The organism is uncultured Massilia sp. (assembly GCF_913773735.1).
In the GTDB taxonomy this organism is placed as follows: Bacteria; Pseudomonadota; Gammaproteobacteria; order Burkholderiales; family Burkholderiaceae_D; genus Telluria.
The window spans coordinates 96,616-115,310 of record NZ_CAJYEB010000010.1 but is presented as its reverse complement, the minus strand read 5'-3'; the positions used below and the strand labels follow the sequence as shown (position 1 = coordinate 115,310).

Below are 18,695 nucleotides of genomic sequence, written 5' to 3'. Positions count from 1 at the left end.
GTCGGCGTTCGGTGGGGTCAGCCCTGCTTGGTGGCGGCGCCGATGAGCCGGCCGCGGTCGCGCGGCGCCAGCGCATCGAGCATCTGGACCACGAAGCGGTCCTGCACCTGGTAGGCGTGGGCGGCGTCGGCCTCGATGGTCGAGACCCGCACCAGCATGCCGTCCGGGATCTTGCCGGTCAGGCCGTAGACGAAGCGCTGGTACTTCTGGCCCAGGCCCGAGGACACCGCCTTGTCGCCCACCGTCACCCAGTATGTGATGGGTTCGTTGCGCGCGTTCTGGCGCGCCACCAGGCGCTTGATCGGGACCGTGCCGTAGTGCGTGGCGAGTTCGCCCTTGTTGGCGTCGACCATGTCGAAGCCCTGGGCCACGTAGCAGACTTCCGGCAGGTGCAGCTGCAGCTGCTTGCTCTGGTCGCCGCCGTAGGCGATCGACAGCATCACGCGCTGGCCGGCGTCGTTGACGTAGGTGCGCGCCAGCGTCTGGTCGTACAGCGTCTCGATCAGCTCCTTCTGCGTCTCGTCGGGGGTCAGCGGCACGATGGTGCGGTCGACCCGCCAGCTGCCGAAGCGTTCCGGGATCATCTGTTCCAGGCTGAACTTGTCCTGGACGGCGGCCACCTTGTGCCTGGGCGTGGCGAACGCCGTCAGGGCGGCCGTGCCGGCCATGGCCGCGCCCAGCACCACGCTGGCGAGGAGCTTGCGGTTCATGTGGCCTCCTTGGGGCGCAGCGCGCCGCCGGGCCTGCCCGGCCCGCCGTGGCCGCCGCCGCCGCCCTGGCGCCGGCGCACGAACCACTGCAGCGCCGAGTCGACCGACAGGATCAGCACCAGGGCCGTGATGAACAGCACCATGCCGGCGAAGCCGTGCAGGAAGCCCTGCCCCGCCGCGTCGCCATAGTAATAGGTGATCAGCGTCAGCACGATCACGCGGATGACGTTGGCCGAGAACGAGATCGGCACGATGAAGATCGCCAGCGCGATGTTGCGGAAGGCGGAGGGATGGCGCATCAGGTTCAGGTAGAACAGGCCCAGCGCTTCCAGCGTCAGCAGCGTCTGCAGGCCGGCGCAGGCATCGGCCACCAGCAGCTGGTACTGGCCGATCTGCAGGATCACGCCCGAGCGGCTGATCGGGTAGCCGAGGGCCCACAGGATGTGTTCGGTGGCCCAGGACACGGCCATCTTCATCGGCATCGTCACGGCGGCCACGAATTCGCTCGGCAGCGGCACCATGAACAGCATGAAGAAGAACGGGAACCACAGCACGCGCAGGGCCGTGGCGCCGCGCTTGACCAGGAGCACGGCGGCCATGACCAGGATGATCGAGACGATTTCCATCATCAGGATCTTCTGCGAGCGGCCCAGCAGGTAGGCCAGCAGGCCCAGCGCGAGGATCGGCCAGCCGGTCCAGCTGCTGCGCGGCGGCGTGGTGGCCGCGATGACGTCGGGCCATTTGCGGTAGATCAGCCAGATCGCCAGGCCGAAGATGATGGGCCCGTGTCCCTGCTCCTCGCCGATCCAGGGACCGGTGAACAGGTACCAGAAGGTCGGCACGAAGAGGACGCCCAGGCCGAGCAGCACCGGCCACCACTCCGGCAACGCGTCGCGCAACGCAGTCCGCAATGCGGCGGCCGGCGCGCGGGCGGCGTGCACCTTGGAATCCATGTCAGAACTCCATCACCACCGAACCGAGCACTTCGCAGCCGGCGTCGGCCAGCTGCTCGGCCGCGCGGCCGATGTGCGAGATGCGGGTGTAGTTCTTGCGCGTGACGAGCAGCACGCCGCCGGCGCGGCTGGCGACGGCGATCGCGTCGACGCCGGACTGGAACGGCGGCACGTCGTACAGCACGACGTCGTAGCGCGACTCGAGCTGGGTGTTGAGGTTGCGGAAGCCCTCGCGCGCCACCAGTTCCTGCGGGTTCGGCGGCAGCGTGCCGGCCGGCATGATCGACAGGTCGACGAAGGCCGGCACGCGCGCGATCACGTCCAGGTCGGCCCGTCCGGCCAGCAGGTCCGACAGGCCCTGGCGCGGCTTGAGCGCGAACATGTCCTGCTGGCGCGGGGCGCGCAGGTTGGCGTCCACCAGCAGCGTCTGCTCGCCCAATTGCGAGAACACGATGGCCAGGTTGGCCGCGAACAGCGCCGCGCCGTCCTCGGGATCGACGCCGACGATGGCCAGCGCGCGGCGCCCGCGCGCGAACCAGCGCAGCATCAGCTGGCTGCGGATCGCGCGCAGCGACTCGACCTGTTCCGAGAACGGCTCGTAGGCGGCGATCAGCTTGGGCGACAGGCCCGCCTGCCCTTTCTGCAGGTAGGGATAGGAGAACTGGCGGGCCAGCACCTGCTGGATGTCGTCCTCGCTGACGAGGCCCAGGCGCACGGCCGCCTCGCCGAAGCGGATGCCGGTCTCCTTCTGCATGCGCAGCACGCGTTCGGCGTCTTCGGGATTGAGCTTGCCGGCATCGAGCAGCAGCGCGCCCATGCTCGACTCGGCGCTGCGCTCGGGAATGGCGTTGAGTATCGGTGAATTCATGGCTTGTCCAATCGATCAGTTCAGGCGCAGCAGGCGGCGCGGCGTCATCAGGGCGCGCAGGCCGCGTCCGTGCGTGCGCGGCGACTTCCACGCGATGGTGCCGAGCACCGGGATGCCCAGCAGGTCCTTGACGTCGCCGGCCGAACGCACCGGGCGGTTCAGCAGTTCCGTCAGCAGCGCCAGGCCCACGCCCAGGATGGTGCCCAGCAGGATCGAGACCAGCGTGTTGAGCAGCACGCGCGGGCCCGACGGGGTGGTCGGCGGCACGGCCGGGTTCAGCAGCGAAATGTCGGACTGCGTCGACTGCGCCTCGATGCGGGTCTGCGAGAAGCGCTGCGAGGCGGCGTCGAAGGCGCGCTGCGCGCTGTCGAGGTCCTTCAGCAGCACGCCCTGCTCGTCGCGGGCGCGGTTCAGCTGCAGCACCTTGGTCTTCTGTTCGTCGACGGCCTTGCGCAGCTCGGCTTCGCGCTGGCGGTATACCTCGGCGTTGGCGCCGACGCTGCGGGTGACGGTGCCGGTGGCGGCGTTCAGCTCGGCGCGCACCTTGTCCAGCTCGGCCTTGGCGGCCAGGTATTGCGGGTGGTTGCGGCCGTAGCGCTGCGACGTGTCGGCGAACTTGCCCTCGGCCACGGCCAGGTTGGCGCGCATGGTCTGGATCAGGCCGTTGTTGGCCACGTCGGGCGAGCCGAACGCGGCGTTGCCGGCGGCGGCCTGGCGCGAGCTGGCTTCCATCGCGGCGGTCTGGGCCGCGACCAGCTGGGCCGACAGGTCGTTCAGGCGCGACAGTTCGACGTCGACGCGGTTGTTGTCGAGGCTGACGATGCCCTTTTCCTGCTGGTACTTCGACAGGCGCGCCTGCGCCGCCTCGAGGTTGTCGCGCAACTGCTTGGTCTGTTCGTTGAAGTAGTTGGAGGCGTTCTTGGCCGGCTCGGTCTTGAGCTGGACGGTGATCTTCTGGTACTCGTCGGCGAAGGCGTTGGCGACGGCGGCCGCGAAGGCCGGGTCGGCGCCCTTGAAGCTGATCTCGACGACGGACGACTCGCGCGACGGCACGATCTCGAGCTTCTTGAGCAGCAGGTCGGCCAGCCAGTCGCGCACCGAGCCCTTGCCCTCGTTGGCCTCGTTGAACTGCTGCACGACGGCCGGGCTGTTCGCCAACCGCAACGCATCGACGACGCGCAGCGCCACGTTCTTGCTGCTGATGATGTCGATCTGCGTCGCCATATAGCCCGGCAACAGCTGGCCCGGCATCGTCAGCCCGGTCAGCGGATCCACCCCCTTGTAGTTCAACAACACGGATGCCGTTGCCTTGTAGGTCTTGTTCTGCACGAGGCTGTAGCCCAATGCCAGTGCGACCGTCACGAGAAGGGTCGTCAAAATGATCTTCTTCCGTGCAAGCAAGATCAGCAGGAATTGTCGGACGTTCATGATGAACCTTTTCAGCAGGGTGGATCGAAAACCAGCAACAGCAATTGGTCGAAACCAACAACAACAACAACAACAAACTGGAACACCGTCAGCGTTCCGGCGCCCCGGGAAACCTTAGCGAGGGGTCGCAGGCCGCAGCTGCGGCCGCGCAGCAGGTTTATCGGGGTTCCCCTCAGTCAGAACCAGGATTCCTTGACGATGACGACGTCGTCCGGCTGCAGGACGTCGTTCGCCTTCACGTCGATCGTACGCGGCACGCCGGCCTGGTCCTTGCGCGTGATCTGCAGGCCGCGCTGGGTGCCGCGCAGGCTCAGGCCGCCGCCGGCCGAGATGGCTTGCTGGACGGTCATCGCGCGCTCGACGCGGAACGGCCCCGGGCGCTGGACCTCGCCGGTGATGTAGGCGCGCGGCGCGCGTTCGACGAAGATGATGTCGCCGCCGGCCACTTCGTAGTCGCGGTTGAGCTCGCCCTTGCGCACCATGTCGACGACGTCGATGGTCTCGCGCGTGGTCTGGCCGTCGCGGGTGCGCACCAGGCTGACCATGTCGCCGCCCTCGGCGCCGATGCCGCCGGCCAGGGCCAGCACGTCGAGCACCTTGCGCTTGCCGTCGATCGGGTAGCGGCCCGGGCGGTTGACCTGGCCCAGCACCGACACCTGCTGGCTGGCCAGCGTGGTGATCAGGAGGTTGACCTGCGCCTTCTTGAGGTAGCCGCCCTTCTCGAGCAGGCCGCCGATCTTCTTCTCGGCCTGCTGGGTGGTCAGGCCGCCGACCTGGACTTCGCCCAGCAGCGGGAAGGTCAGGCTGCCGCCTTCCGAGACGCGCGTCTCGACCGCGAGGTCGGGGCTGCCGTAGACGGAGGCGCGGACCACGTCGCCCGGGCCCAGCAGCACCTCGGCCGCGCCGGCCAGGCCGGCTCCCAGCATCAGGGCCGCCGCGATCATCCAGTGTGCGAATCGTTTCATGGGGTTCTCCTTCTTGTTCGTCGGGGTCTCGGGATGGTTCACTTCAGTCCTGCGACGCCGCGGTCGAGCGCGGCCTTGTCGGTGCCGCCGGCATTCTCGGCCGGCGCGGGATCGGCGGCCGCGGCGGGCGTCGCGGCAGCGGCGGCAGCGGCCGGCGCATCGGCGCCGGCGACGGCGCTGGCGGGCGCGGCGCCGCCGGGCAGCGCGGGCGTCGCCTTCGGATCGGGCATCATGCTCTTGTTCAGGTAGTCGATCTTGGCGGTGGAGCGCAGGCGCTGCAGCTCGGCGGACGCCATTTCCTGGTTTTTCTTCTTCATGAGGAATTGCTCGATCTGCGCCTGGGCGACCTGCAGCGACACCGGCGCATCCTTCACCTCGGCCACCGAGATGAACATCGCGCGCGGCCCCTCCTTAACGACGAACAATTGCCCCTTGGGCATGCCCAGCAGCTTCGACGCCAGCGCCGGCGGCACGTCGGCGGTCGAGCGCGTGACCTGGTTGCGGCCGTAGCGCACCTTGTGCGCATCGAGCCACACGGCGACTTCTTCCAGCGACTTGGCGCCGTCGGCGGCGCTGCGCAGCTCCGGCGTCAGGTCGTTGGAGGAAATGACCAGCTCGTTCATGCTGAACTGCTTGCGGTTGGCAAAGAATTCCGGATGCTTGTTGAAGTAATCCTCGACCTCGGCCGACGTCGGGCGCCCCGGCGTGCCGATCTTCTTCTGCAGGTAGGCCTGGGCGATGATCAGCGCGCGGGCGCGGTCGATCGCCTGCATCACCTTGGGATCGCGGTCGAGGTTTTCCTTGGCGGCCGCCTCCTGCAGCAGCTGGCGGTCGATCAGCACCTGCAGCAGCTGCTTGCTGGCGGTGTCCTGCTGGGCCGACGCCACCCCGGCGCGCTGCAGTTCCTCGTTGAGCTGCAACACCGTGACTTCCTCCCCGTTCACGCTCGCCAGCGCCTGGCCGGGCTTCTTCGCTTCCTTGGCCTTGTCGCCGCAGGCGCTCAAGGTGGCTGCAACCAGGATCAGCGCGGCGCACAGCGCGCGCTTCGGGACGGTGAGGGAGGATGTGTTCATGATGGACGCCAGGTTGTTGTTCAAGATAAAGTTTCCTTCGGTTGGTCAAAGCGGCAGCGATCGCACCGCCACGGAACTCTTTTTATGCGCACCCATTCTGGGAGCCGCACGGTTGAGTATCTGTTCGTCAATTAACACTCTTCCATGCGGCCCCGCCCGCGGCTGCCGCCTGCGCTCCTCAGGCGGCAGCGCGCTTTTCCATCTCGGTCAGTTCGACGAAGGCGTCGTAGGCCATGCGCAGGCCGTCGCGCAGCGGCGTGCGCGCCTGCCAGCCGAGCGACTTCAGCTTCGACACGTCGAGCAGCTTGCGCGGCGTGCCGTCCGGCTTGCTGGTGTCGAAGCCGATGCGGCCGCGGTAGCCCGTCACCTCGCCCACCAGTTGCGCCAGCTCGGCGATCGTGACGTCCTCGCCGGTGCCGACGTTGATGTGCGAATGCATCGGGTCGGTGTGCGCGGCATAGGTGGCCTGGTCGAGGTTCATCACGTGCACGCAGGCCTCGGCCATGTCGTCGACGTAGAGGAACTCGCGCATCGGCTTGCCGCTGCCCCAGATCACGACTTCCGGCGCATTGGCCAGCGTCGCCTCGTGGAAGCGGCGGATCAGCGCGGGGATGACGTGGCTGTTTTCCGGGTGGTAGTTGTCGCCCGGGCCGTAGAGATTGGTCGGCATCACGCTGCGGTAGTCGGTGCCGTACTGGCGGTTGTAGCTCTCGCACAGCTTGATGCCGGCGATCTTGGCCATCGCGTACGGCTCGTTGGTCGGCTCCAGCATGCCGCTCATCAGGTACTCTTCCCTGATCGGCTGCTGGGCCAGGCGCGGGTAGATGCACGAGGAGCCGAGGAACAGCAGCTTCTGCACGCCGTTCGCGCGCGCCTCGTGCACGACGTTGGCCTGCACCATCATGTTGTCGTAGATAAAATCGGCCGGATATGTGTTGTTGGCATGGATGCCGCCCACCTTGGCGGCCGCCAGGTAGACCTGGTCGATGCGTTCGTTACGGAAGAAATCGCGCACCTGGTCCTGCTCGGTGAGTTCCAGTTCCGCGTGGCTGCGCGTGACGATATTGGTATGGCCCTGGGCGCGCAGCGCGCGCACGATGGCCGAGCCGACCAGGCCGTTATGGCCGGCGACGTAGATGCGGGGTTGCGTATTCAACGTTCACTCCAATGAAATTGCGACGTTGTAACCATGCGATGCCAGCAGCTTGTGGCGGCGTGCCCTGTCGAGGTCGTGCGCCACCATTTCCTGCACCATCGCTTCGAAGCTGATGCGGGGTTCCCAGCCGAGGCGCTCGCGCGCCTTGCCGGGGTCCCCGAGCAGCGTGTCGACTTCCGTTGGACGGAAGTATTGCGGATCGACCGCGACCAGCGGTTGACCCACCACCACCCCAGGCGCTTTGTCGCCGCCGACGGACGCGACCACGCCGCGTTCGTGGACGCCTTCGCCCTGCCAGGCGATCTCGATGCCCAGTTCGCGCGCGGCAAGCTCGACGAACTGGCGTACCGAATACTGGCGTCCGGTCGCGATGACGAAGTCCTCGGGGGTATCCTGCTGCAGCATCAGCCATTGCATCTCGACATAGTCGCGCGCATGCCCCCAGTCGCGCAGGGCGTCCATGTTGCCGAGGAATAGCTGCTGCTCCAAACCCTGGGCGATGTTCGCTAGGGCGCGCGTGATCTTGCGCGTCACGAAGGTCTCGCCCCGGCGCGGCGACTCATGGTTGAACAGGATGCCGTTGCAGGCATACATCCCATAAGCCTCGCGATAATTGACCGTGATCCAGTACGCGTACAGCTTGGCCACCGCATACGGGCTGCGCGGATAGAACGGCGTCGACTCGCGCTGCGGCACTTCCTGCACCAGGCCGTAGAGTTCCGACGTCGAGGCCTGGTAGAAGCGGGTCTTTTTTTCCAGGCCGAGGAAGCGGATCGCCTCGAGCAGGCGCAGCGTGCCGATGCCGTCGACGTCGGCCGTGTACTCGGGCGACTCGAACGATACCGCCACGTGGCTCATCGCGCCCAGGTTGTAGACCTCGTCGGGCTGGATCTCGCACAGGATGCGGTTCAGGTTCGAGGTATCGCTCAGGTCGCCGTAATGCAGGAAGAAGTGCGGGTTGTCGGCGTGCGGATCCTGGTAGATGTGGTCGATGCGCGCCGTGTTGAACAGCGAGGCGCGGCGCTTGATCCCGTGCACCTCGTACCCTTTTTCCAGCAACAGTTCGGCCAGGTACGATCCATCCTGGCCGGTGACCCCGGTGATCAACGCTTTTTTCATATGGCTTGCTTCCCAGGGATCCGGCCCAATCTGGCCTTGACCCGTTAAAATTGCAATCTCATCAATTATTCTACGCAGCCCAGCGGATGCCGCAAGCGGCGATCCGATTGAATATTGTCGCTTAAGTCGTCCTTAAGTGCTGTTATTTCCGCGCAGAATGCTTCTAAAATGCATTTTCTCGCGTAAAGACCACCTTGACGGTCTTGAGGATGATCCACAGGTCGAGCCACAGCGACCAGTTGCGCAGGTAGTCCAGGTCGTACTGGATGCGCGCTTCCATCTTGTCCAGCGTGGCCGTTTCGCCACGCAGGCCATTGACCTGCGCCCAGCCGGTGATGCCCGGCTTGACCTTGTGGCGCAGCATGTATCCCTTGATCAGCTTGCGGTATTGCTCGTTGTGCGCGACCGCGTGCGGGCGCGGCCCGACGATGCTCATCCTGCCCTGCAGGACGTTGATGAACTGCGGCAGTTCGTCGAGCGAGGTGCGGCGCAGGAAGCCGCCGATCCTCGTCACCCGCTGGTCGTTCTTCTGCGCCTGCGTCACCGTGGCGCCGTTTTCCATCACCGTCATCGAGCGGAACTTGTAGACGATGATCTCGTCGCCGTACAGGCCGTAGCGGCGCTGGCGGAAGATCACCGGCCCAGGCGAACTCATGCGCACGGCCGCGGCGATCGCCAGCATCAGCGGCGCCAGCATCAGCAGGATCAGGCTGGCGAGCACGATGTCGGAGATGCGCTTGACCATGCTGTTCACGCCCATGAACGGCGATTCGCGGATGGCGATCACGGGCATGCCGCCGACGTTGTCGAAGCGCGCCTGCATCAGGTCGAAGATGTACACGTCCGGCAGGAAATACACCGAGGCGGTGGTGTCCTGCAGCTCGTCGATCAGCTTGCGGATGCGCGGCTGGGCGGAAATCGGCTGGCTGATGAAGATCATCTTGATGCCGTGCGCGCGCACGTAGGCCACCAGGTCGTCGGTCTTGCCGAGCATCGGATGTCGCATGTCGGGCGGGCGGCGGCCGTCGTCGCGGTCGTCGAAGAAGCCGCGCACCTGCATGAACAGGTTCGGATGGCGGTCGCAGATGCCGGCGAACTTCAGGCCGACGTCGTTGGCGCCGACCACCACCACCGAGCGCACTTCCTTGTCGTGCCCGGGCCGCTGGGCCATGCGCGCGGCGATGTGGCTGGCGAGCAGGATCACCGGCGTGGCGACGAACCAGGCCAGCACCACGCGCTCGTCGTAGTAGTACTTCAGGCCGCTGGACGAACCGAGGAACAGCAGCACGGCCACGGTCACGCACCAGCCGAACACGACGTCGCGCGCATACGCCCCCATGCGTCCGCTGCGCCAGGTGCGGTACGGATCGATGTGCCCGTACACGGCCGACGAGATGAAGAAGGCCAGGATCATCAGCACCAGCAGGTAGCCCGAGAACGGCTCGTGGAAGAACAGGGCCGACAGGTACAGCGTCCCCATGACGATCAAGGGATCGAGCACGCGCTGGAAGAACGAGATCAGGGGTATGTCATTGACGGTCATAGAAAGCGATCGGAATCGCGCAATCAGAATTGCGCATTGGCCGACAGCGTCATGCTGTTCGACTTGAAACTGCCGGTGCCGAGCACGACCGATCCGCTGCGCTCCTGGTGCGCCACCCCGGCCGAGACCTGGATGGTCGGGCGCGGCGTCCAGGTCGCGCGCAGGCTGGCCGTGCGGATGGCGTCGCGCAGGTCGCCCGCGCCGTCGAATTCGCGGCGCGCGTTGTAGTTGCGCCGCTCGTAGATGGCGTCGGCGTTGACCTTGATCTTGGCGGTGGCGTCCCACTGGGCGCCCACGCTGGCGCCCTTGTTCAGCGTGTAGCTCACCAGGGTGCTTTCCAGCGGCGCGAAATCGCGCCAGACGGCGGCGTTGTAGGTCATCTTGCCGCGCGGCTGGTAGGTCGCCCGGACCTTGCCGGCGGCGCCCTTGGTCTTGCCGGCGCCGAACGACGGCTGGTCGCGCTGGGTATAGCCGACCAGCGCGTCGAAGCCGGTCGAGCCGGTGGCCTGGTACTTCACGCGCACCTTCAGCTCGTCCTGGTCGAAGTCGCTGCCGACGAGCACGCCGTTGATCGGGCGGCCGTACGGGTACTTGCCCTTGACCTTGCGCGCCACCAGGCCGACCGTGTTGCCGCTGCGCGCCAGGTAGCCGAGCTCGAGCTCGGAGGCATCCTCGGTGCGGTTGTTGAAGCGCTGGCTGAGCAGTTCGTATTCGTACTTGTCGCGCTGGAAGCCCGCGCGCACGCGCCAGGCGGCATGGAAGCGCCACGCGGCTTCCGCGTACTGGCTGCGGCTGGTGCGCAGGTTGCGCTCGTCGCTGCGGAAATCGGTGTACGGCGCCAGCACCTGCTGGTAGGTGGAGCCGATCTTGCCTTCGAGATGATTGCCGAGCTGCCAGAACCAGTTCGCCTGGATGTCCTTGCCGTCATAGTTCAATTGCTTGAAATAATCGAAATCTGTCTTGGACAGTTTGGCGATGATGGAAATCCGCTGGCGGCTATACGTCTTATCGAAGATCAAGCCACCCTCGCGCGTCCACCAGGAATCGGACAAGTGGTTGTCGAATCCGGGCTGGCCCTCGGGCACGCGCAGCAGGTTGTCGTCATGGCCGTAGGCCACGCCGCCGTAGACGTGCAGCGCATCGCGCTGGCCGGCGCCGGCCGGCAGGGCGAACAGGGCAAGGATCAACAGGGCAAGGGGACGCGTGCGGAAGTTCGACATGGTTGGGTATGTTTTTCCTGGGTTGAACGTGCCGGACGGCTACCAGAACGACCAGCTGCCGGTGTGCACCACCCAGGCCCCGAGCAGGCCATTGGTGACGGCGTGGGCCAGGATCGGCGACCAGAGGTTGCGGTGGTACATGTACAGCAGGCTGTAGGCGATGCCGGCGACGATGCCGGCCAGCCACAGGTTGTGCTCGAAGCCGAACAGCACGACGGTGACGACGACGGCCTTGAGGCCGACGCGGGCGGGCGCGACGGCCTCGAAATCGGGCGCGGCGACCCAGCGCATCAGGAAGGAGCGCCAGAACAGTTCTTCCATCACGGGCACCACCAGCGCGGCGCCGGCGATGCGCAGGACCACCAGCAGCCAATCGATCTCGCCATCGACGCGCGGGTCGTAGCCGGCCGGCGTGCCGACGACCATCCAGCCGGTCGACAGCTGGATCCACAGCACGAGCACGACGATGCCGGTGGCCACGGCGGCCAGGATGGCGGAGGGGGACAGGCGGAAGGCGGCCAGCTCGCCGTAGCGGCGCCAGAACAGCGCCAGCAGGCAGGTCACGAGGGCGATCTTGGCCGGGTACAGCCAGCGCAGCACGCCTGGTGCGGCGCCCAGGCGTTCGGCGACGTCGCCGACGACGATGAAGGCCAGGTAGGCCGCGAAGGGCAGGATGCGGGCCCAGGCCGCGCGGTTGAACATGGGAGCGTCGGCAGGCAAGGCTGCCGCGGCGGGCACGGCGTAGCGGTCGTCATGCTCGGTCATGTTCCTCCATCGGCGGGCGCCTGGCCCGCATCCCTCAGTTCATGCTCACTGCTCTCCCCTGGTGCGCGCCTCGAGGCGTTCCCAGCGTTCCAGGGCATCGAGCAGCAAGTCCTCGATCTCCGCGTGGCGCGCGTTCATGCGGCGCGCGTCGGCAGGATTGGTCTTGTAGAAGTCGGGCGCATTCAGCTGGGCCGTGATCGCCGACTGCTCGTCTTCAAGGCTGGCGATGAGCTTGGGCAACTCTTCCAGCTCACGCTGTTCCTTGTAGCTCAACTTTACCTTCTTGCCATTCGCGTTCTGTGCGCTGGATGACATATCGTTGGGTTTGGTCGAATCGGCCTTCGGCACAGACGCTGCCGGCGTTGCCGCCGGGCCAGACGCGGCGGCCGGCCTGGCCGATTTCACCCGTTCCCAATCGCTGTAGCCGCCGACGAACTCGCGCCACATGCCTTCCCCTTCGGAAACGATGACTTGCGTCACCACATTGTCCAGGAACGTGCGGTCATGGCTGACCAGGAACACGGTGCCGTCGTACTCGGTCAGCAATTCTTCCAGCAGTTCCAGCGTGTCGATGTCGAGGTCGTTGGTCGGTTCGTCCAGCACCAGGCAGTTGGCCGGCTTGGCGAACAGGCGCGCCAGCAGCAGGCGGTTGCGTTCGCCGCCCGACAACGACTTCACGGGCGAGCGCGCGCGTTCCGGCGCGAACAGGAAGTCGCCCAGGTAGCTCATCACGTGCTTGCGCTGGCCGTTCACCTCGACCCAGTCGCTGCCCGGGGCGATGGTGTCGGCCAGTGTCGCTTCCTCGTTGAGCTGGGCGCGCATCTGGTCGAAATAGGCGACGTTCAGCTTGGTGCCGAGTTTCACGCGGCCGCTGTCGGCGGTTTCCTCGCCCAGGATCATCTTCAGCAAGGTCGTCTTGCCGGCGCCGTTCGGCCCGATCAGGCCGACCTTGTCGCCGCGCAGGACGGTGCCGGTGAAGCCGGTGACGATGACCTTGTCGCCATAGCGCTTCGACACGTTTTCCAGTTCCGCCACAATCTTGCCCGAACGCTCGCCGGAGCCGATGTCGAGCTTGACCTGGCCCTGCTGGTCGCGCCGCGCCGCGCGCGTCAGGCGCAGGGCTTCGAGGCGGCGCACGCGGCCCTCGTCGCGGGTCCGGCGCGCCTGCACGCCCTTGCGGATCCACACCTCTTCCTGCGCCAGCACCTTGTCGAACTTGGCGTTCTCGATTTCCTCGTTGGCCAGCAGCTCGGCCTTGCGTTCCTGGTACGTCGTGAAGTTGCCCGGGAAGGACAGCAGCTTGCCACGGTCCAGTTCGACGATGCGGGTGGTGACGTTGTCGAGGAAGCGGCGGTCGTGGGTGATGAACAGGATCGAGCCGCGGAATTCGCGCAGCAGGCTTTCCAGCCACTGGATCGAGGTGAAGTCGAGGTGGTTGGTGGGTTCGTCCAGCAGCAGCACGTCGGGCGCCGCCACCAGCGCCACGGCCAGCGCCACGCGCTTCTGCATGCCGCCCGACAGCGTGCCCATGGTCGCATCGCCGGCCAGGCCCAGGCGGTCCAGCGTGGTCTCGACCTTGTTGCCGAGGTTCCAGGCATCGGTGGCGTCGAGCCTGACCTGCAGCTCGTGCATGCGCTCCATCAGCGCCTCGTCGTCGCCCTGGCCGAACTGGCCGGTCAGCGCCTCGTACTCGGCCAGCATCGCCTGCTGCTCGCCCATGCCGAGGGCGACGGCGTCGAACACGGTCATGTCCGGATCGAACACCGGTTCCTGTTCGACGTAGGCGATCTTGAGTCCCTGCTGCATGACCAGCAGGCCGTCGTCCAGCTTCGAGCGGCCGGAAATGATTTTCAGCAGCGAGGACTTGCCGGTGCCGTTGCGGCCGATGAGACCGACGCGTTCGCCGGTTTCCAGCGAAAAGTCGGCATGGTCGAGCAGCGCGACGTGGCCGAACGCCAGTTGCGCGGAAGAGAGGGAAATGACAGCCATGGTGTTATGTAAGCGAGTGCCGCCCGGCGCGGGCCGGAAACGGACAAAAGGGTCGATGAAGCGAGCATTGTACCGACTGGCGGCGCGGCCGGCGGGAACATCGTGGGGAAAACGGGGAGGCGCGGGAGCGCCGTGCGGGAACGCGCGGAAACGCGCGGGAGCGCAGTGGTGTCGCCAGCAGGAATCGAACCTGCATCTAAGTCTTAGGAGGACCTTGTACTATCCATTGTACTATGGCGACACACGCGTGTTGCAGCACGTTATTCTACCCTACCGCCGGCGCGCGAACAATCGTCGCGCACGGTAGGCGCGGCGCAGCCCGGCGCCGGCCGTGCTATCGTGCGTTCATCCCAACCCGCCCGCGCGAGCCCGGCATGTTCGACTTCATCACCGGCTTCCTCAAGGACCACGGCTACCTCGGCCTGTTCGCCCTGATGGTGCTGGAAAACGTGTTTCCCCCGATTCCCTCCGAGGTCATCGTCCCGTTCGCCGGCTTCGTCGCGGCGCACGGCCACCTGCACCTGGCCGGCGTGCTGCTGGCCGGCACGCTCGGTTCCGTCGTCGGCGCCCTGCCCTGGTACTACGCGGCCCGGGCCTACGGCGCCGACCGGCTCCGGCGCGCGGCCGCGCGCCACGGGCGCTGGATGGCGCTGACCTGCCGCGACATCGACAAGTCCCTGCACGCGTTCGACCGCCACGGCGCCGGCGCCGTGCTGTTCGGCCGCCTGGTGCCGGCGATCCGCACGCTGGTCTCGCTGCCGGCCGGCATCGCCCGCATGCGGCTGCCCACCTTCCTGCTGCTGTCGGCGCTCGGCTCACTGGCCTGGACCGCCCTGCTGGCCGCCACCGGCTACGTGCTGAAGGACCAGTACCACCACGTGGCGGACTGGGTCGATCCGGTATCGAAGACCGTGCTGGCCGCGCTGCTGAGCGGGTACCTGTACCGCGTGGCGACCTGGAAGCCGGAACGCGGCGCGGCGCGCCCGCGCTGACCTCACGGCGCCAGGCGCCGGAACGTCACCACCCGGACCAGCGGATCGGCATCCCAGCTGCCGGGACCGTTGATCCTTTCCCACACCGCGCGGTAGGCCGCCACCGGATCGGCGGCCGGTCCCACGCCTTCCGCGCGCGCGTCGTCCGCGCCGATCGCGCCCAGGCGCTCGATGCGCACCGCCACGATCTCGAGCAGGATGCGGCTGGCCGCGCGCGGCATGAACAGCGCCGGGCGCCGGTGCCAGGCCGGCGCCGCGGCGGCGTCGCGGCGCCCGTCGACGTCGGGCGCGTCGACGTCGAAGCGCCAGTCCAGGCCGGCGGCACGGGTCGTATCGACGAAGGCCCACTCGCTGCGCCCGCGCGCGGCATTGGCGCGCGTGGTCCAGCGGCCGAACGCCGCATAGGTTTCGCGCACCCACAGGCGTTCGCCGGGCGCGCCGAAGCGGCCGGCGGACGACGTGCCGGGAGCGACGACGCGCCGCGTCTGCGTCTTGGTGCCCGCCAGCAGCGCGTCGACCATCGGCCGGGAGAACAGGATGCCGCGCTCGCGCGGCGCCGGGACGCGGCGCGCTCCCGCGTCCGCCGGACTCACGCCGGCATCCGCGCGTCCGCCGGCGCCGCGCCGTCCTGGCGCGATGCGGCCACGGCCGCCTGGGCCAGCATGGCGTCGGCGCGCCCGGCCAGCGCCTGCATGGTGAAGGGCTTGGTCAGCAGTTCCATCCGCGCCGGCAGCGTGTCGTTCTTCATCACGGTGCTCTCGGCATAGCCGGTGACGAGCAGCACCGGCAGTTGCGGCCAGCGCATGCGCACCTGGTCGGCCAGCTGGCGCCCGTTCATGCCGTTCGGCAAGCCGATGTCGGTGACGAGCAGGTCCGGACGGCCCGGCTGGCGCGGGTCGCGCCCGGCCTGGCGCTGCAGGTCCTGCAGCAGGCGCAGCGCCTGCGGGGCGTCGGCCGCAACCAGCACCGCATAGCCCTGCAGCTGCAGGACTTCGGCCATCACGGCGCGGATGTCGTCCTCGTCGTCGACGACCAGCACCAGGCCCTTGCCCGTGCCGCTGGCGACCGCCAGCGCGCCATCGGGCGCCGGCGCGGGGACGGGCGCGGCGCCGCACGCGGGCGCGGGCGCGGCGTCGGGTTGCGCCTCGGCCATGTGGCGCGGCAGCAGCAGGCGCACCTCGGTGCCCTGGCCGGCGCGCGACTCGATGCGCACGTGCCCGCCGGACTGGTGCGCGAAGCCGTACACCATCGACAGGCCCAGGCCCGTGCCCTGCCCCATCGGCTTGGTGGTGAAGAACGGGTCGAAGGCCCGCGCCAGCACGTCGGGGGGCATGCCGGTGCCGTTGTCGCGCACGGTCACCTGCACGTACTCGCCGGGCTTGAGGTCTCCGTGGCGGCGCGCCTGCGCCGCGCTGAAGGCGACGTGGGCCGTCTCGATGTCGATCAGGCCACCCTCCGGCATGGCGTCGCGCGCGTTGTTGGCCAGGTTCAGCAGCGCGCTCTCCAGCTGGTTCGGATCGCACAGCGTGGTCCAGACCAGCGGCTGCAGGCGCGTGCGCAGCGCGATCGCCGGGCCGGCGGCGCGCTCGATCAGTGCCATCATCGACAGGACGAGGGCATTGACGCTGGTCGGCCTGGGGTCGAGCGCCTGGCGCCGCGAGAACGCCAGCAGGCGGTGCGTCAGCGCCGCCGCGCGCTGGGTCACGCCGAGCGCGGCGTCGATGCGGGCCGGCAGGTCGCCGCTCTGGCCCATGCGCAGGCGCAGCTTCATGAGTTCCAGGTGGCCGGTGACGCCCGCCAGCATGTTGTTGAAGTCGTGCGCCAGCCCGCCCGTGAGCTGGCCCACGGCTTCCATCTTCTGCGCCTGGCGCAGCGCGTCCTCCGCCTGGCGCAGCGCGTCGGCCTGCTGGCGCTCGGCGGTGACGTCGCGCGCCACGCCGTACAGCAGCTCGCCTTCCGGCGCGATGGTCCACGATACCCAGCGCTGGCTGCCGTCGCGGTGCAGGATGCGCACCTCGTAGCCGACCAGCGGCAGGCCGCCCGCCAGCATGCGCAGCTTGTCCAGCACGTCGGCGCGGTCGTCGGGATGCACCATGTCCATGAAGGGCCGCGTGGTCGCCTCGGCGGCGCTCCAGCCGAAGCGTTCGGTGAACGCCGGATTCACGGTAAGGAAGCGGCCGGTGGCCAGCGAGGCCGCCATCATCACGTCCGGCGAGATGCGCCATAGGCTGTCGCGGTCGGTGGCGTGGGCGGCGAGCTGGTGCGCCAGCGCATCGTTCAGGCGCCGCACGGTGTCGTCGCGCTGGCGCAGCGCGGCCTCGGCGCGTACCCGCGCGCTGGTCTCGACCAGCGTGCACAGCACGCCCGCCACCGCGCCGCGCGCCGTGCGCACCGGACTGCAGCACAGCGTGTGCCAGGTCTGCGCCACGCCGCCGTCGCGTAGCGCCAGCAGCGCGACGTCCTCGCGTTGCGCGGCCGCGCCATCCAGCGCGCGCGCGGCCAGCGGCGCCAGCGCCGCGGCCAGCGCCTCCCAGGCCGCGCCGCCATGGCCGGCCAGCGGCGCGCCCGGCGCCGCCTGGTCGCCCAGCAGGTCGCCACAGGCATCGTTGTGGAAGACGGCCAGCGTCTGTCCCCAGAGCAACAGCGTGGGCAGGGCGGCATCGAGGACGATGCCCAGCGCGCCGCGCAATGCGTCCGGCCAGCCGGCGATGGGGCCGGCGGTCGCGCCGCCGCAGGCCTGCCAGTCGTGCGCGGCGATGCGCGTCGCCATCCGGCTGGCGTTCAGGAAGGTCAAACTGGAATCCACCGTGTTCATTGTTTCCGCTCGTGCAGTCCGCGGCCGGCGGCCGACGACGCAGGGTGCCGTGCAAAGCCGACCATTCTATTGGCAAGACGTCGCGGACGGCGCGCGCCACACCCGGCCCAGCCCGGTGTGCCGGCGCGGTTCCGCAGCGCGCGCCGGGCGCCCGGGACGGCCGCGGGCCGGCCGCCGTCCAGGCGCTGCAACCGGCTCAGTATGCCGGAAAGACCGCGTTCGCGATGGGTGGATTTACAACAGGATGGTGCGCCGCGGCTTGACAGCGCAGGCCGGCCGGCATGCCGTCGCGGCCGGCGCGTCGATCGGCCGGCACAGCGATCGGCCGCACATCAATCGGCCGCACATCAATCGGCCATACATCAGTCGGCCAGCGCGCGCGCCGCCTCGGCCTGGCGCGCGGCGGCCGCGCCGGCCTGCTCGAGCATGCGCGCGGCGGCGGCGCCATCGAGGTCGGCGCCGGCCGCCAGCGCATTGAGCCCGCCGGCCGGCGCGCGCAGGCCGAGCGTGCGGCAGCCTTCGGCCAGGCGCGCCAGCAGGTCGCGCGCCGCCTGCGGCCGTCCGCCGGCCAGCAGGGCCTCCAGTTCCGCCACGGCGCCGGCGAGCTGGCGCTGCAGGCCGCCCAGGTAGAGCTGCAGGCGCGCCGTGTCGATGCCCAGGCGCCGCGCGACCGCGCCGGCTTCCTCGCCGTCGTCGCACGGCGCCAGCCGCGCCAGGTGCTCGGCCACGCCGACGCCGTCGAAGGGTTTCACGATGTAGCCGGCGGCGCCCAGGCCGAGCGCCTGCTCCATCGTCGCGGCATCCGAGGCCGCCGACACCAGCACGAACGGCAGGTGCGCGAAGCGCGCGTCGGCCTTCACCCGGGCCAGCAGTTCCATGCCGGACAGGCGCGGCATGCGCAGGTCGCAGAACAGGATCGCCGGATCGGCGCCGTCCTCGAGCTGGCGCCAGGCCTGCTCGCCATCCTCGGCTTCCCGCACGTCGGCGCCATGGCCGGCGCCGTCGATCATGTGCATCAGCATCATGCGCGAGACCACGTCGTCGTCGACGATCAACACCTTCATGCCTGCTCCGCTAACTATTGTTGAAAGGAAATTAT

At 68.4% G+C, this 18,695-nt stretch carries 16 protein-coding genes and 1 tRNA gene; 1 reads left to right on the top strand and 16 read right to left on the bottom strand.

The features are described from left to right. Nucleotides 1–17: 17 nt before the first annotated feature. The 13 genes from epsI to QZ749_RS03920 all read right to left on the bottom strand — a co-directional run bounded on the left by epsI (nucleotide 18) and on the right by QZ749_RS03920 (nucleotide 14,030). Complete coding sequence (epsI, locus tag QZ749_RS03980) at nucleotides 18–710, bottom strand: exosortase-associated protein EpsI, B-type (RefSeq protein ID WP_296943506.1); 693 nt, start codon at nucleotides 708–710, stop codon at nucleotides 18–20. Next, a complete protein-coding gene (gene xrtB, locus QZ749_RS03975; protein WP_296943503.1) occupies nucleotides 707–1,663 on the bottom strand; it encodes an exosortase B in 957 nt (318 codons plus the stop codon). The genes epsI and xrtB overlap by 4 nt, the downstream gene beginning before the upstream one ends. Before the next feature lies 1 nt (nucleotide 1,664). Beyond that, nucleotides 1,665–2,531 carry a chain length determinant protein tyrosine kinase EpsG gene (epsG, locus tag QZ749_RS03970; RefSeq protein WP_296943500.1) on the bottom strand — a complete coding sequence of 289 codons (867 nt, stop codon included), beginning with the start codon at nucleotides 2,529–2,531 and terminating at the stop codon, nucleotides 1,665–1,667. Nucleotides 2,532–2,546: 15 nt separating this feature from the next. Beyond that, entirely contained in the window at nucleotides 2,547–3,959 is a 1,413-nt protein-coding gene (gene epsF, locus QZ749_RS03965) for a chain length determinant protein EpsF (protein WP_296943497.1), read from the bottom strand. A gap of 176 nt (nucleotides 3,960–4,135) precedes the next feature. Beyond that, complete coding sequence (gene epsE / locus QZ749_RS03960) at nucleotides 4,136–4,924, bottom strand: polysaccharide export protein EpsE (RefSeq protein ID WP_296943494.1); 789 nt, start codon at nucleotides 4,922–4,924, stop codon at nucleotides 4,136–4,138. A 38-nt stretch (nucleotides 4,925–4,962) separates the two neighbouring features. Beyond that, the gene (locus QZ749_RS03955) at nucleotides 4,963–5,997 is read right to left on the bottom strand and encodes an EpsD family peptidyl-prolyl cis-trans isomerase (protein WP_296943491.1); all 1,035 of its coding nucleotides are present in this window, start codon (nucleotides 5,995–5,997) and stop codon (nucleotides 4,963–4,965) included. Nucleotides 5,998–6,175: 178 nt separating this feature from the next. Further along, on the bottom strand, nucleotides 6,176–7,153 hold the full coding sequence (locus tag QZ749_RS03950; protein ID WP_296943488.1) for a GDP-L-fucose synthase: 978 nt from the start codon (nucleotides 7,151–7,153) through the stop codon (nucleotides 6,176–6,178). A 3-nt stretch (nucleotides 7,154–7,156) separates the two neighbouring features. Then, on the bottom strand, nucleotides 7,157–8,272 hold the full coding sequence (gmd, locus tag QZ749_RS03945; protein ID WP_296943486.1) for a GDP-mannose 4,6-dehydratase: 1,116 nt from the start codon (nucleotides 8,270–8,272) through the stop codon (nucleotides 7,157–7,159). A gap of 163 nt (nucleotides 8,273–8,435) precedes the next feature. Continuing rightward, complete coding sequence (locus QZ749_RS03940; protein WP_296943483.1) at nucleotides 8,436–9,815, bottom strand: undecaprenyl-phosphate glucose phosphotransferase; 1,380 nt, start codon at nucleotides 9,813–9,815, stop codon at nucleotides 8,436–8,438. A 23-nt stretch (nucleotides 9,816–9,838) separates the two neighbouring features. Beyond that, complete coding sequence (epsL, locus tag QZ749_RS03935; RefSeq protein WP_296943480.1) at nucleotides 9,839–11,035, bottom strand: XrtB/PEP-CTERM-associated polysaccharide biosynthesis outer membrane protein EpsL; 1,197 nt, start codon at nucleotides 11,033–11,035, stop codon at nucleotides 9,839–9,841. 39 nt (nucleotides 11,036–11,074) lie between these two features. Then, nucleotides 11,075–11,800, bottom strand: coding sequence for a CAAX prenyl protease-related protein (locus tag QZ749_RS03930; protein ID WP_296943478.1), 726 nt, complete (start codon nucleotides 11,798–11,800; stop codon nucleotides 11,075–11,077). A gap of 45 nt (nucleotides 11,801–11,845) precedes the next feature. Continuing rightward, complete coding sequence (locus tag QZ749_RS03925) at nucleotides 11,846–13,789, bottom strand: ATP-binding cassette domain-containing protein (protein ID WP_296943475.1); 1,944 nt, start codon at nucleotides 13,787–13,789, stop codon at nucleotides 11,846–11,848. A 166-nt stretch (nucleotides 13,790–13,955) separates the two neighbouring features. After that, a tRNA-Arg gene (locus QZ749_RS03920) sits at nucleotides 13,956–14,030 on the bottom strand. A gap of 133 nt (nucleotides 14,031–14,163) precedes the next feature. Here QZ749_RS03920 and QZ749_RS03915 point away from each other — a divergent pair. Continuing rightward, on the top strand, nucleotides 14,164–14,781 hold the full coding sequence (locus tag QZ749_RS03915) for a DedA family protein (RefSeq protein WP_296943473.1): 618 nt from the start codon (nucleotides 14,164–14,166) through the stop codon (nucleotides 14,779–14,781). 2 nt (nucleotides 14,782–14,783) lie between these two features. Here QZ749_RS03915 and QZ749_RS03910 read toward each other — a convergent pair whose 3' ends face one another. The 3 genes from QZ749_RS03910 to QZ749_RS03900 all read right to left on the bottom strand — a co-directional run bounded on the left by QZ749_RS03910 (nucleotide 14,784) and on the right by QZ749_RS03900 (nucleotide 18,660). Continuing rightward, nucleotides 14,784–15,374, bottom strand: coding sequence for a hypothetical protein (locus QZ749_RS03910; protein WP_296943471.1), 591 nt, complete (start codon nucleotides 15,372–15,374; stop codon nucleotides 14,784–14,786). After that, nucleotides 15,371–17,587 (bottom strand): PAS domain-containing sensor histidine kinase, encoded by a 2,217-nt coding sequence (locus tag QZ749_RS03905; RefSeq protein WP_296943469.1) that lies wholly within the window; start codon nucleotides 17,585–17,587, stop codon nucleotides 15,371–15,373. Before QZ749_RS03905 ends, QZ749_RS03910 begins: the two co-directional genes overlap by 4 nt. 371 nt (nucleotides 17,588–17,958) lie before the next feature. After that, nucleotides 17,959–18,660, bottom strand: coding sequence for a response regulator (locus QZ749_RS03900; RefSeq protein WP_296943467.1), 702 nt, complete (start codon nucleotides 18,658–18,660; stop codon nucleotides 17,959–17,961). Nucleotides 18,661–18,695: the final 35 nt, after the last annotated feature.

Excerpts from the sequence above, each read along its gene's own strand:
- epsI (WP_296943506.1), bottom strand. The coding sequence starts at position 710 with ATGAACCGCAAGCTCCTCGCCAGCGTGGTGCTGGGCGCGGCCATGGCC.
- xrtB (WP_296943503.1), bottom strand. The coding sequence starts at position 1,663 with ATGGATTCCAAGGTGCACGCCGCCCGCGCGCCGGCCGCCGCATTGCGG.
- epsG (WP_296943500.1), bottom strand. The coding sequence starts at position 2,531 with ATGAATTCACCGATACTCAACGCCATTCCCGAGCGCAGCGCCGAGTCG.
- epsF (WP_296943497.1), bottom strand. The coding sequence starts at position 3,959 with ATGAACGTCCGACAATTCCTGCTGATCTTGCTTGCACGGAAGAAGATC.
- epsE (WP_296943494.1), bottom strand. The coding sequence starts at position 4,924 with ATGAAACGATTCGCACACTGGATGATCGCGGCGGCCCTGATGCTGGGA.
- QZ749_RS03955 (WP_296943491.1), bottom strand. The coding sequence starts at position 5,997 with ATGAACACATCCTCCCTCACCGTCCCGAAGCGCGCGCTGTGCGCCGCG.
- gmd (WP_296943486.1), bottom strand. The coding sequence starts at position 8,272 with ATGAAAAAAGCGTTGATCACCGGGGTCACCGGCCAGGATGGATCGTAC.
- QZ749_RS03940 (WP_296943483.1), bottom strand. The coding sequence starts at position 9,815 with ATGACCGTCAATGACATACCCCTGATCTCGTTCTTCCAGCGCGTGCTC.
- epsL (WP_296943480.1), bottom strand. The coding sequence starts at position 11,035 with ATGTCGAACTTCCGCACGCGTCCCCTTGCCCTGTTGATCCTTGCCCTG.
- QZ749_RS03930 (WP_296943478.1), bottom strand. The coding sequence starts at position 11,800 with ATGACCGAGCATGACGACCGCTACGCCGTGCCCGCCGCGGCAGCCTTG.
- QZ749_RS03925 (WP_296943475.1), bottom strand. The coding sequence starts at position 13,789 with ATGGCTGTCATTTCCCTCTCTTCCGCGCAACTGGCGTTCGGCCACGTC.
- QZ749_RS03915 (WP_296943473.1), top strand. The coding sequence starts at position 14,164 with ATGTTCGACTTCATCACCGGCTTCCTCAAGGACCACGGCTACCTCGGC.
- QZ749_RS03900 (WP_296943467.1), bottom strand. The coding sequence starts at position 18,660 with ATGAAGGTGTTGATCGTCGACGACGACGTGGTCTCGCGCATGATGCTG.